This is a genomic window from Pseudomonas sp. AN-B15 (assembly GCF_019056475.1).
GTDB classification, from domain to species: Bacteria; Pseudomonadota; Gammaproteobacteria; order Pseudomonadales; family Pseudomonadaceae; genus Aquipseudomonas; species Aquipseudomonas parakoreensis.
On record NZ_CP049737.1, the window covers coordinates 3,580,944 to 3,593,714 of the forward strand.

Genomic DNA, 12,771 nt, shown 5'->3' on the forward strand with positions numbered 1-12,771 from the left:
GGTTATGCGGCTGTACCTCTGTGAAAAACCTTCCCAGGCCAAAGACATCGCGGCCGTGCTGGGCGCCAGGCGTCGGGGCGACGGCTGCTGGCTGGGAACGGACGTCACAGTGACCTGGTGCATCGGCCATCTGCTGGAAACCGCACCACCGGATGCCTACGACGCGCGCTACAAACGCTGGGTACTGGCGGATCTGCCGATCATCCCGGACAAGTGGAAAATGACCGTCAAGCCGCGCACTGCCAGCCAGTACAAGGCGGTCAAGCGCCTGCTCGGCGAGGCCAGCGAACTGATCATCGCCACCGACGCCGACCGTGAGGGCGAGATGATTGCCCGGGAACTGGTCGAACACTGCCGCTATCGCGGGCCGATCCGGCGCTTGTGGCTGTCGGCGCTGGACGAGGCGTCAATTCGCAAGGCTCTGGCCGCGCTGAAGCCGGGAGCGGAAACCTTCAGCCTGTATCACTCGGCGCTGGGGCGCTCGCGGGCGGACTGGCTGATCGGCATGAACATGAGCCGCCTGTTCACTCTATTGGGCCGGCAGTCCGGCTATCAGGGCGTGCTGCCGGTCGGTCGGGTACAAACGCCGACGCTGCGACTGGTGGTGGATCGCGACCGCAGCATCGCCGATTTCGTCCCGGTGCCGTATTGGGCGATCGATGTGCAACTGCTGCACGACGGCACGCGGTTCACTGCGCAATGGCGTGCGCCCAGCAACGTTTGCGACGATCAGGATCGCTGTCTGAATCAGGCACTGGCGCAACAAGCGGCGGCGGCAATCAGCAATGCCGCCACTGCGCGGGTGATGAAGCTACGCACCGAGCGCATGCGTGAAGTGGCACCGCTGCCTTTCGATCTGGGCACCCTGCAGGAAGTCTGCTCGAAGAAACTCGGTCTCGGCGCCCAGGAAACCCTCGACATCGCCCAGGCGCTCTACGAAACCTACAAGGTCATCACCTACCCGCGCAGCGATTGCGGCTTTCTGCCGCTGAGCCAGCACAGCGAAGCGCCGGGGATACTTGCGGCACTGCGTCAGGCCGACCCGAGCCTCGACGCGCTGAACGGTCACCTCGACCCGCAGCGTCGCTCCCGAGCGTGGAACGACGCCAAGGTCAGCGCCCACCACGGCATCATCCCCACGGCTGCGGCGAAAAATCTCGAACGCCTGAGCGGCAAACACCGGGCGGTCTATACCCTGATTCGCGCGCGTTATCTGGCGCAATTCCTGCCCAACCATGAATACGATCGTACTCAGGCCGATTTCGATTGCGCCGGTGAAGCGTTGCGCGCGGTCGGCAAGCAGATCATTGAACCGGGCTGGAAACGTGCCCTGCCTGAAGCCCTCGCCCCGGCCAAGGGCCGTGAAGCGCCAGCCCCACAAACGCTTCCGGCGCTAAGCCAGGGTATCGATTGCGCCGTGGCCGGCGTGAACCTCAAGGACCTCTGGACGCAGCCGCCGAAACCCTACACCGAAGGCGATCTGATCAAGGCGATGAAGAACGTCGCCAGACTGGTGGAAGATCCGCTGCTCAAACAGAAACTCAAGGACACCACCGGCATCGGCACCGAAGCCACGCGCGCCTCGATCATTCAGGGCCTGCTGGATCGTGGTTATCTGGTGAAGAACGGCAAGGCGCTGGCCGCGACCCCGCCGGCCTTCAGCCTGATCGACGCCGTACCGCGGGCGATTGCCGATCCCGGCACCACCGCCATCTGGGAGCAGGCGCTGGACATGGTGCAGAGCGGCGAGATGAGTCTGGAAGAGTTCGTCACCAAACAGGCAGCGTGGATGAGCAAGCAGGTCACCCGCTGTTCTGCGCTGAACCTGACCATCAGCGGCCCGCCACCGGCCGGCAAGGCTGCCGCGCCGTGGAAGAAGAAACGCAAATCGACCCGAAGCAAAACCGCCGGGGCAACTGTGGCGAGGGGATTTATCCCCGATGGACTGCGCAGCAGTCCCCCGGTTTAAGGAAAAGCTGGGGCCGCTTCGCAGCCCATCGGGGATAAATCCCCTCGCCACAAGGTATGATTCGACAATACTGAAGCCGCAATCTTCAGGAGTTCTCCCCAATGCCCACCATCGAACTGCACCCCGCCCACCGCGACGAACTGCAAACCATCGAAAACCTCATGCAGTTCTACATGTACGACTTCAGCCAATGGCTACCACTGAAACTCGGCGAACATGGCTTCTTCAGTATTCAGCCGAAAGACGACTACTGGCGCAATCCAGCTACCCAACCTTTCCTGATCCGCATCGACAGCGAATTGGCCGGGTTCGTGATCGTCGACAATGACACCCGCATCGACGGCACTGAATACAACATCAGCTACCTCTTCCTCACCCGACGCTTCCGTGGCCAAGGCGTCGCGCAGTTTGTCGTCTCTGCCCTCTTGAGTCGTTTGCCCGGTCAGTGGCAGATTTTTCATATCGACGCCAACCTGCCTGCACGGCACTTCTGGGCCCGGTTGATCCCCAAATTGAGCGGTGGTGAGTTCGTCCGCCAGCAGCGTTCGGTCGACGGTTATCCCTGCACCTTCTACATCTTTCACAGCCCCGCGTCCGTTGCCTGAACGGAACTTTTCTCATTCCAAAACAGCTTTGTCCGACAATATGTAGTGATCAAAAATAATCACTACAAAACCGTTGACGGCGTCGTTTTGCTTTTGCATGATGAAGACGTTCCCCGATCGGGAACATCGGTAACACGCTTGAGCAAACTCGTCTGACCGCCGAGTTGTTTTTTCCGGATACACGCTGCCCACAAGGCAGATTGAAGAAGCTGACCTGGCCTGAACGTCCAGTACAAGGACGAGAAGCGCTGGCGAAAATTCTCAAGATGCTTGTGGTCGACCCTGAAAACGTCGTCAAGGAGCCTCCCGGTTTTCGCTGCTTCTCCTCGTTGTGACGCTATTGCGTAGCAGTTATTCAACACGACTACATGCAACAGACGCATGACCCCGTACTTCTCACGGGCGACCGCTGACGTCCTGGTTTCGGTGCCAGGGATCAACTAACCGATGGGCTACCTGTATTAGCGAATCAACTTTGAAAGATCACCAGACTGGTCAAGGGGCAAACATCATGAATCTGAACAATCAACCTACTATCGAAGAACTGGCTCGTATGTTCGCGGCGCAAAAAGACAGCCACGACAGCCACATTCTCTGGATCAGCAAGTCGGGTCAGGTGCATATCGACTGCCTGTCGCCCCACGCTGGTGAAGAAGAATTCGACCGCAACAACCAGAACCTGCTGGCCCGCCTGAAGATGTACCGCCGCGGCCACGGTTATGTCGGCAAGAAAGCCGCAGCCGACAAGGACTTCATCGGCAATGTGCTGCAGACGCTGAAACAGGCGTGGGATTCGATGCAGAACAAGAATGAAGTTCGGGTGATTGACCGGTTTTGCTGAGTTACAACTTCAATAAATAAAAAGGGCCTGCTTCCAAAAGAAGCAGGCCCTTTTTATTGCTCCCTGAAACTGCACTGTAGGAGCTGCCGAAGGCTGCGATCTTTTGATCTTGTTTTTTAGATCAAGATCAAAAGATCGCAGCCTTCGGCAGCTCCTACAGAGGGATATTGAGTTCCAGCACCAGATTCATGAACGCCACTGCCGCCGCACTGTGGTAATTATTGCGCCGCCGCAACAACGCCGCTCCACGCTGCGGCGCTTCATGCTCGACGCTCAAGCGACGCAACGCGCGGTCTTCGGACGCAATCGCCTCGGGCAACATCGTCGCCATCGGCGCATGTCGCACCACCTCCAGCAACGTGCTCACCGAGTTCACTTCGATGCGCACCTGCGGCGTGATCCCCAACTGACGAAAATATTCATCGATTGATAACCGGGTAATGAAGTCCGGTGCCAGCAAGGCGAAATCCAGCTGTGCAAGGTCACTCGACGTCAGTACCCCACTGCTGTCGTACAGCGGATGCTCGCGCCCGACCATGATCCCCAGGGTTTCGGTAAACGCCGGAATGCACTCGAGATCGGGGTGGCGCACCGGGGTAAAGGCAATCGCGATGTCCAGCGAATCGTCCGCCAGTCCCGCCTCGATATCGTCCATCGACAGCTCGAGAATCTGCAGATGGATACCCGGGTAGAGCGCCGCGAAATCACGCACCAACGGCCCGACCAGATACGCCATGAAGGTCGGGGTCATGGCCAGACGCAGGTTGCCACGGGACAGATCCTTCACGTCATGCAATGCCCGCTTGCCCGCCTCCAGCTCCACCAGCACCCGCCGCGCACACTCAATGTAAGCCTCGCCGGCATCGGTGGCCTTGACCGTGCGCGAAGTGCGATCAAACAGGGCCACCCCCAGAGTTTCCTCAAGTTGGCGGATCTGTTGCGACAAGGTCGGCTGCGACACGTGCAACGCCTCCGCCGCCCGGGTGAATCCGCCGTGGTCGGCCACGGCCAGCAGATAACGCAAATGTCGCAACAGCATCGGGCTCACCATCTATAGGCAGGACTTATGCGAAGCATTGTATATCGGTCTTGGACGCTATGGATCAACCGGCAGAAGATGGCTCCCACACAGCAAGCCAACCTTGAAAGGAGCGACACCATGCAACAGTCCCACGCTTACAACGATGCCAGCCTGGCCCTGACCACCCACATTCTCGATATCAAGGCCCGCAAAAATCTGTCGTGGCAGGATCTGGCTGACGACACCGGCCTGAGCCTGGCCTACGTCACCGCTGCCCTGCTCGGCCAGCACCCTTTGCCGCAAGACGCCGCGCAAGTGGTCGGCGCCAAGCTTGAACTGGACGCCGACGCCGTTGCCGCCCTGCAGATCATCCCGTTGCGCGGCAGCCTCAGCGGCGTGCCGACCGACCCGACCATCTACCGCTTCCACGAGATGATCCAGATCTACGGCACCACCCTCAAAGCCTTGGTCCACGAGCAGTTCGGCGACGGCATCATCAGCGCCATCAACTTCAAGCTCGACATCAAGAAAGTCGAAGACCCGGAAGGCGGCTCCCGCGCCGTGGTCACCCTCGACGGCAAGTTCCTGCCACTGCGTCCGTTCTGATCCACCCGGCCCGCACCTGAGGTGCGGGCCCATCCAAACCCGAATTACCAAATCGTCACCCCATCCGCCTGGAGGCTGCCCCATGCACAAAATTCTGTTGACCCTGGCCCTGCTCGCCGGCCTCGCCGCCCAGGCCCAGGCTGATGAAGAGGCCATTGCCTACCGCTACGGCATGGCGCTGGATATTGCTGAAGTCGTGAGCATCACCCCGGTCGCCGACGTCTGCGGCGTTGTACCGGTCGAGATGACCTACCTCGACAGCCACGGCGCAAAACACATTCTTCAATACAGCGAATTCGGCACCGGCTGTTCGAACTGAGAGGACAACACCATGAAAATCCTGATCGAAGGCTTCCTGAAGTTCCAGAACGAGGCGTTTCCGCAACGCACCGAACTGTTCAAACACTTGGCGACCACTCAAACCCCGGGCACCTTGTTCATCACCTGTTCCGACAGCCGGGTGGTGCCGGAGCTGCTGACTCAGCAAGAACCCGGTGAACTGTTCGTGATCCGCAACGCGGGCAATATCGTGCCGTCCTACAGCCCGCATCCGGGCGGGGTGTCGGCGACGGTGGAATATGCGGTGGCGGTGCTTGGGGTGACTGACATCGTGATCTGCGGCCACTCCGATTGCGGCGCGATGACCGCGATTGCCCAGTGCAAATGCATGGATCACCTGCCCGCCGTCAGCGGCTGGCTGCAACATGCCGAGTCGGCGAAAGTGGTGAACGAGGCACGACCGCACGCCAATGACGCGGCGAAATTGAGTGCGATGGTGCGGGAAAATGTGATCGCGCAACTGGCGAACATTCAGACCCACCCAAGCGTGCGCCTGGCCCAGGAAAAAGGCCTGCTGAACCTGCATGGCTGGGTCTATGACATCGAGACCGGGTCAATCGACGCGCTGGCGGCGGATCGCCGTACGTTTGTGCCGCTGGATGAGCAACCGGCGACTTGCGCCATAGCCGCTAAAGCAGCCTGAAACCAGCCTGCTGTAGGAGCTGCCGAAGGCTGCGATCTTTTGATTTTGCTTTTAAAAAACAAGATCAAAAGATCGCAGCCTTCGGCAGCTCCTACCAGGTCAAACTCAGGATCAGCGTCAGCGTTTTACGCTGAGATCAACCTGCGTCATACGGCTACGCACCGTAAACACCCCATCCCCCGAAAGAATCGCACTGCGCGCAAACAGGCGCCCGCTCTCCCAGTTCGAAAGCCCCAGCTCCGGCTTGTTCAACGCGTACTGCCCATCGACCCAACGGGTAATCCCGTTGCCCACAAACGGCGCGTTCACCGCGTTGTAGAAACGTTCCTGGGCCGCCGCATCCTCGCTGATCAGCGACACCGTGAACTGCGGGCTGTAGCGGTTGAACAGCGCGATCGCCTGATCCAGATCATCGACGATCATCAGACTGACTTCCGGGGTTTCTTCCCATTCCCACTCGCGGCCCAAATCGGACTCCGCCAGCGCTTCGGCCAAGGCCTCGGTCTGATAACCCTCGGCGCGATAGACCTCGACCGTCGCGTTCTGCCACTCGGCCGGCAGATAGCTTTCACTGCCGGCGACGATGTGCAGTTTGCAGCCCTGCCCGCGTGCTGTGCCCGCTTGTTTGAGCGCATCGAGGAACAGCGGCACCAGTTCGATGGCGCGATCGCGTTGAATCAGGCAAACGTTCAGCGTGTTGCAGACCTTGCGATCCAGCGAGTTGCGCACCACGGCGGCGAAGCGTGTGGCATCGGCATCACGATCGGCAATCAGCCATGCGCCGCCAGTGCCATGCAGGCTGACCGCCGTGCCCGCCTGCTGGGCGATGCTGCCCAACTGGCTGACCGCATGCCCCGAACCCCGGGCCACCGCCAGCGACAGACGCCGGTCGGCGAACATCGCCCAACCGGCGGCGTGATTGACGCTTTCCACCAGCGACACCGCCCCCGCCGGCAGACCGGCATCGGCCAGCGCCGGGTTCAGCGCGTGAGTGACGATCGCTTGCGCAGTGCCCAATGCATCGCTGCCGATGCGCAGCACCGCAGTGTTGCCGGTGCGCAGTACGCCGGCGGCATCGGCGAACACGTTCGGCCGTCCTTCAAACACGAATGCCACAATGCCCAGCGGCGACACCACTTGCTCGACCTTCCAGCCGTCGTGTTCGACGCTGCTGATGACCTTGCCGCGCGTGGCCGGCGCATCCCGCCAGGCGCGCAGACCGGCGATCATGTCACGGCGCATGCGCTCGTCGGCGAGCAGCCGGGTGGTGGAGCGACCACGGGCCTTGGCGCGTTCGATGTCGGCCAGGTTCGCCGCTTCGATCAGGCTCCAGCATTCCGGGGTTTCCAGACGTTGGGCGAACAGATCGAAGAAACGACTGATGGCTTGGTCGGTCACCGCCGACAACGCAGTGAAAGCCGCTTCAGCGCGTTCGATGGCTACCGCAGCGGCCTGTTGATCGACCACCGGAATCAGCAACAGCTCGCCACTCACCTGCTCGACCAAAAGGTGGTCACCGGGCTGAAACCGCGCCGCCAGTTCGGGGCTAACCACGGTCACGCGGTTACCAGCGAAAGGGATCGGCGTGCCGGCGACTAGACGTTCGAGCGCAAGAGACATGAAGCGGATTCACCATATGAGGGGCGGCCGGAAAATGTATAGGAACACTCATCCCCCAGGCAACACAAAACCCTTGTGGGAGCGAGCCTGCTCGCGAATGCGGTGGGTCAGCGAGAAATGCATCGACCGGCACGACGCTTTCGCGAGCAGGCTCGCTCCCACAAAGTTTTGCAGTGTTTGGAAGATCGGGTCAGAAGACTGACCAGCCAATCCGCGAACTGAGCATCTCCAGCGCCGCCATCCCCGCCAGCGAGTTGCCGGCAGCATTGAGTTCCGGCGACCACACGCACACGCTGAATTGCCCCGGCACCACCGCGACAATCCCGCCGCCGACCCCGCTCTTGCCCGGCAGGCCGACGCGATAGGCGAAATTGCCGGCCTCGTCGTACAAACCGCTGGTGGCCATGATCGAGTTGACCTGCTGGGTCTGGCGACGGGTGAGGATCTGTTCGCCGCTGTGCTTGCAGAACCCGTCGTTGGCGAGGAAGCAGAACGCCCGCGCCAGGTCGATACAGTTCATGCGCAACGCGCAGTGGCTGAAGTAGCTGCGCAATACCGCTTCGACGTCGTTGTGGAAGTTGCCGAACGATTGCATCAGGTACGCCATGGCCGCGTTGCGGGCGCGGTGCTGGTATTCGGATTCGGCGACTTTGCCGTCGACGATCACCTGCGGATTGCCCGACAGGCGCCGCACGAAATCACGCATCGACAGGGCCGGCGCGGCGAAACGCGACTGGTTGATGTCGCAGATCACCAGCGCCCCGGCGTTGATGAACGGATTGCGCGGACGCCCGCGTTCGAACTCCAGCTGCACCAGCGAGTTGAACGGCTGGCCGGACGGCTCGTGTCCCAGACGCTCCCAAATCGCCTCGCCGGAATGCTCGATGGCCTGCACCAGGCTGAACACCTTGGAAATACTCTGCACCGAGAACGGCGTCTCGGCATCGCCGGCGCAATACATTTCGCCGTCGTTGCCGTACACGGCGATGCCCAGTTGATTGGCCGGCACGGTGCCGAGGGCGGGAATGTAGTCAGCCACTTTGCCCTGCCCGATCAGGGGCCGGACAGCGTCAAGAATCTCGTTCAACAGCGCTTGCATGCCGGGTTCCGAAGTCTCGCCCCATGGGATTGCGGGGACACTGGGGCTAGACGCTGCGCAAGCTTGCGGAATCACACAAACCCTGTAGGAGCTGCCGAAGGCTGCGATCTTTTGACCTTGCCTTTCAAAATCAAGATCAAAAGATCGCAGCCTGCGGCAGCTCCTACAGAGATCGGTCAGTGTGCCCCGTCGAGTCCGGCGAGCAGCGCACTGTCGCGGCTGTAGATATCCGGCGCATAACGCACCTGCCCATCCTTGCCGACCTGCGCCGTCCAGTAGGTCATCAGGATCGGCACCGGTGCCGACAGGCGGAATTCGTGGGTGCTGCCGGTGGCGAGCAAGGTGTCGGTGCGCGTACGTTCCGCCGGGGTCAACAGCAAGTCACGCAGTTGCATCGGGTGCTCGACCCGCACACAGCCCGAACTGAAAGCGCGCGGGCCTTTGTCGAACAGGGCCTTGCTCGGCGTATCGTGCAAGTACACGGCGAACGGGTTGGGGAAGCGGATCACCAGTTGCCCCAGCGGATTCCGCGGCCCGGCCTCCTGGCGCAGCATGATGTTGCCGGGATTGTCCCAGTCGATATCCGCCGCGGCCAACGGCTGGCCATGGGCGTCGAGGACTTGCAGGTTCTGCCGGCTGAGGAAGGTCTGATCCTTGCGGATCGCCGGCAGTTTGTCTTCTTTCCAGATGGTCGGCGGCACGGTCCAGGTCGGGTTCAGGGTCAGGCGCGTGACCCGGGATTTGAGCAGCGGGGTCTGCCGTTCGGCGCGACCGACCTGGGTACGGGTCTGCCAGACCGGCACGCCGCCCTGATACAGGGTCAGTTCGGCGGCGGCGACGTTAACGAGCAAGCCATTGGGCTCCATGTCCTGCGCCAGCCAGCGGAAACGTTCGAGGTTGACCCGCAACTGCTCGCGGCGCGTCAGCGGGCTGATGTTGAGCTCGGCAATCGTCCCCGGCCCGACTACCCCGTCGGCCTGCAATGAATGGTTGGCCTGAAAGCTCTTCACCGCTTCCACCAGCACACCCTCATAGGCATTGCCGGGCGTGCCGGTGACGTGGGTCAGATAGCCCTCGTTGAACAGGCGCTGGGCCAGTTCCGGCACGCGTTTGTCCTCCATCGCCGGGCGCAGCAGCGGGCCGTTGCCCACCGCCTGCCAATGCGGCAAGGCCTGCAACCGTTGGCTGGCGTAGAGATGACGCAGGCTTTGATACTGCGCCAGACGCGGACGCGCCAGATCGAACGCGGCTGTGATGTCGTGCAGGCCGGGTACCGCGATCGCCAGCAATTCCGCCTGACGATCACGCGGGGTGTCATCGGCATGCCACAGCGGCTCGAAATGTGACTGCAACAGACGCCCGAAATGCAGGTCTTGCAGCGCTTGCAGATAAAAGCGGCTGATGTCGATATCGGCACACAACTCGCCGTCCTGCGGTGGATTGACGGCCACCGGATAGCGCTTGGGATTGAGGCCATCGTCGGCCAACAGCTGCAACTGCGCGCGCAAGGCCGGCAAACGCCCGGACTCGCTGGCCCACACCGGCAGCCAGTCCTGCTGCTGGTAGAACGCTTGCAGTTGCGCCAGCGCCGGACCACTCAGCTGTGCGGCAATCGCCGGGCATGCCTGAGGCAAACCGATCAGCACCGCTTGCAGCGGACTTTGTGGTTCGACCGGCATTTGCGCCGGCGGCGTCGGCAGGGTCTGCAACGGCGGCAAGGGTTCATCGGCACAAGCGACAAACGGCGCAGCGAGCAAACAAATGCTCAAGTAGCATGCGTACTTTTTGAACAACTGCTTTACTCCAATCCGTGGCCGTCTCATTGACGGTCAACCTTACATCAGGTGCGCTGAACAGTCAGGCTCGAAACAGGGGTCTGTCGGGTATGACTGGGAGTCAGGAGCCAAAGTGCCAAATAAGTAGCCAGTGAGGACACTGTATAAATGTTGACGTTTTTGCGCCGACTTCTGCTGACCAGCGCGACCCTCGTCGCCGTGAGCAGCCCAGCTTTCGCCGCCGGCAAGCCATCGCCGGTTCTTTTCACCAGCCTCGCGCACGCCGCGCCGGAACTCAATCCCCAAGCGCTCAAAGGCGCCTTGAACGCCATGCAATGCGCGGTCAACAATGGCGCGCGCCCCTCACGCCATCTGGCGATCATCGATTACTCGCAACCCTCCACCGCGCGCCGGCTGTGGATCTTCGACCTGAGCAGACAGAAACTGGTGCTGCGCGACCTGGTCGCCCACGGTTCGAATTCCGGGGAAAACTTCGCCACTCAGTTCTCCAATCGCGAAGGCAGCTACCAGTCCAGCCTCGGGCTGTTCCGCACCCAGGAAAGTTACGAGGGAACCCATGGTTATTCGCTGCGCATGGACGGTCTGGAGCCGGGCTTCAATGATCTGGCCCGCGACCGCGCCATCGTGATCCACGCCGCCGACTACGTGAATCCGCTGTGGAGCAAGCGTCAAGGCCGAATCGGTCGCAGCCAGGGTTGCCCGGCGGTGCGTCCGCAAGTGGCAAAGCAGGTGATCGACAAACTCAAGGACGGCCAGTTCATGTTCTCCTGGTACCCGGATCAGCGCTGGCTGAAGTCCTCGCCGTACCTCAACTGCCAGCCACAACAGGTGGCGAGTATCTTGAGTAGCCACGCCAGCTGACGATCAGGGCCATGACCATCAGCGCCGCCGCAACCCCGAACGTGCAGTGCAAGCCACTGCCAATGACCTCGGCCGGGGCTTGCGTCGGGTTGCCGGTAGCGGAGGCAAACACCGCGCCCATGACCGCCGCGCCGGTGATCAGTCCGAGATTGCGCGACAGCCCGAGCAAAGCCGACACCACGCCGCGCTGATCCTGACTGACCGTCGCCATCAACCCGGTATTGTTCGCCGCCTGAAACAACGCGTAACTGCTGGCAATGACCGCCATCGGCAACAGATACCCCGGCAGGCCGAGACGCATCGGCAACAACGCCAACAAGCTGCAACCCCCGACCATCCCGAGCAACGCCCCCGGCACCACACGCCGCGCACCGAAGCGATCCACCAGACGCCCGGCCGGCACCCCGCCGCACGCGGCCAGCAGCGGCCCGACTGACAACGCCAGGCCGACCACGGTGCTGCCCAGCCCCAGGCCTCGGCTCAGGTAAAACGGCCCGACCACCAGCGTGGTCATCATCACCGTCGTCACCAGCAATGTCAGCGCAAGACTGCTGCTCAGACGCGCATCGCTGAAGAGAGACAAACGAATCAGCGGCGCTCTGGCTTTCATCTCGACCGCAATAAACAGCCCCGCCCCGCCTACGCTCGACAGCAGCAACACCAGGGTGAATCCATCCAGCGTCATCGCCAGCGCATAGGCCGCCAGCGTCAATACCAACACTGCGCTGCCGAAATAATCAAACGCAACACCCGCCCGCACCGGCCGATCCGCCGGCAGATAGCGATAAACCAGCCACGCGTTGAGCAGGCCCAAGGGCACGTTGAGGACAAAGATCGACGGCCAGCCAACCTGCGCGATCAGCAGACCACCCAGTGACGGCCCGAGGCTGGTACCGGTGGCCGACATCGTCGCGAGCAGGCCCATCGCACTGCCCGCCCGCGTTTTGGGCACCGCATCCGCCACCAGCGCCACGGTCAAGGCGAACATGATTGCCGCGCCCAGGCCCTGCACGGCCCGCGCGCCGATCAACCAGCCAAGCCCCGGAGCCAGTGCGCAACACAACGACGCACTGGTAAAAATGCCAATGCCGATCAGCAGCAATCGCCGCCGCCCGAACACATCGCCCAGACGCCCGACGCTGACAATCAACGTGGTGACCGCCAGCAGATACGCCAGCACGATCCATTGCACCTGTTGAAACGTCGCATCGAACGCGGCGGCCAGGGTGGGTAATCCGGCGTTGGCGATGCTGGTGTCCAGTGATGGCATCAACATCGACAGCGCCAGGCTGGTCAGCGCCCAGCGGGCTTGAGGGGGCAAGGGGGATCCGGGCATCGGGCGCTCCTGGTGCGAAGGTCAGACGGCATAGC

General features: G+C 61.8%; 12 protein-coding genes. 7 read left to right on the forward strand and 5 right to left on the reverse strand.

Annotation, left to right across the window (positions count from 1 at the left end):
* Positions 1-4: 4 nt before the first annotated feature.
* The 3 genes from GTQ41_RS15855 to GTQ41_RS15865 all read left to right on the forward strand — a co-directional run bounded on the left by GTQ41_RS15855 (position 5) and on the right by GTQ41_RS15865 (position 3,415).
* Positions 5-1,969: a DNA topoisomerase III gene (locus GTQ41_RS15855; protein ID WP_047293557.1), complete on the forward strand. Its 1,965-nt coding sequence runs from the start codon at positions 5-7 to the stop codon at positions 1,967-1,969.
* Positions 1,970-2,070: 101 nt separating this feature from the next.
* A complete protein-coding gene (locus GTQ41_RS15860) occupies positions 2,071-2,574 on the forward strand; it encodes a GNAT family N-acetyltransferase (RefSeq protein WP_047293555.1) in 504 nt (167 codons plus the stop codon).
* Positions 2,575-3,085: 511 nt separating this feature from the next.
* A complete protein-coding gene (locus tag GTQ41_RS15865) occupies positions 3,086-3,415 on the forward strand; it encodes a hypothetical protein (protein WP_047293552.1) in 330 nt (109 codons plus the stop codon).
* A gap of 154 nt (positions 3,416-3,569) precedes the next feature.
* On the opposite strand, the gene cynR is transcribed toward GTQ41_RS15865, so the two are convergent.
* Complete coding sequence (gene cynR, locus GTQ41_RS15870) at positions 3,570-4,454, reverse strand: transcriptional regulator CynR (RefSeq protein ID WP_047293550.1); 885 nt, start codon at positions 4,452-4,454, stop codon at positions 3,570-3,572.
* A 120-nt stretch (positions 4,455-4,574) separates the two neighbouring features.
* On the opposite strand from cynR, the gene cynS reads away from it, so the two are divergent.
* The 3 genes from cynS to GTQ41_RS15885 all read left to right on the forward strand — a co-directional run bounded on the left by cynS (position 4,575) and on the right by GTQ41_RS15885 (position 6,024).
* Positions 4,575-5,042 (forward strand): cyanase, encoded by a 468-nt coding sequence (cynS, locus tag GTQ41_RS15875; protein ID WP_047293548.1) that lies wholly within the window; start codon positions 4,575-4,577, stop codon positions 5,040-5,042.
* Between the two features lie 82 nt (positions 5,043-5,124).
* Complete coding sequence (locus tag GTQ41_RS15880) at positions 5,125-5,361, forward strand: DUF2790 domain-containing protein (RefSeq protein ID WP_047293546.1); 237 nt, start codon at positions 5,125-5,127, stop codon at positions 5,359-5,361.
* A gap of 12 nt (positions 5,362-5,373) precedes the next feature.
* On the forward strand, positions 5,374-6,024 hold the full coding sequence (locus GTQ41_RS15885; RefSeq protein ID WP_217325306.1) for a carbonic anhydrase: 651 nt from the start codon (positions 5,374-5,376) through the stop codon (positions 6,022-6,024).
* Between the two features lie 117 nt (positions 6,025-6,141).
* Here the strand turns inward: GTQ41_RS15885 and GTQ41_RS15890 are convergent, their stop codons facing one another.
* The 3 genes from GTQ41_RS15890 to GTQ41_RS15900 form a co-directional block, all read right to left on the reverse strand.
* Complete coding sequence (locus GTQ41_RS15890) at positions 6,142-7,644, reverse strand: aldehyde dehydrogenase family protein (protein ID WP_047293542.1); 1,503 nt, start codon at positions 7,642-7,644, stop codon at positions 6,142-6,144.
* A gap of 190 nt (positions 7,645-7,834) precedes the next feature.
* The gene (gene glsB / locus GTQ41_RS15895; protein WP_027611723.1) at positions 7,835-8,743 is read right to left on the reverse strand and encodes a glutaminase B; all 909 of its coding nucleotides are present in this window, start codon (positions 8,741-8,743) and stop codon (positions 7,835-7,837) included.
* A gap of 176 nt (positions 8,744-8,919) precedes the next feature.
* Positions 8,920-10,536, reverse strand: coding sequence for a murein L,D-transpeptidase (locus tag GTQ41_RS15900; RefSeq protein WP_047293539.1), 1,617 nt, complete (start codon positions 10,534-10,536; stop codon positions 8,920-8,922).
* A gap of 150 nt (positions 10,537-10,686) precedes the next feature.
* On the opposite strand from GTQ41_RS15900, the gene GTQ41_RS15905 reads away from it, so the two are divergent.
* Complete coding sequence (locus tag GTQ41_RS15905) at positions 10,687-11,400, forward strand: murein L,D-transpeptidase catalytic domain family protein (protein ID WP_047293537.1); 714 nt, start codon at positions 10,687-10,689, stop codon at positions 11,398-11,400.
* Here the strand turns inward: GTQ41_RS15905 and GTQ41_RS15910 are convergent.
* Positions 11,348-12,736 (reverse strand): MFS transporter, encoded by a 1,389-nt coding sequence (locus tag GTQ41_RS15910; protein ID WP_047293536.1) that lies wholly within the window; start codon positions 12,734-12,736, stop codon positions 11,348-11,350. The two genes, GTQ41_RS15905 and GTQ41_RS15910, sit on opposite strands and share 53 nt — an antisense overlap.
* Positions 12,737-12,771 lie beyond the last annotated feature (35 nt).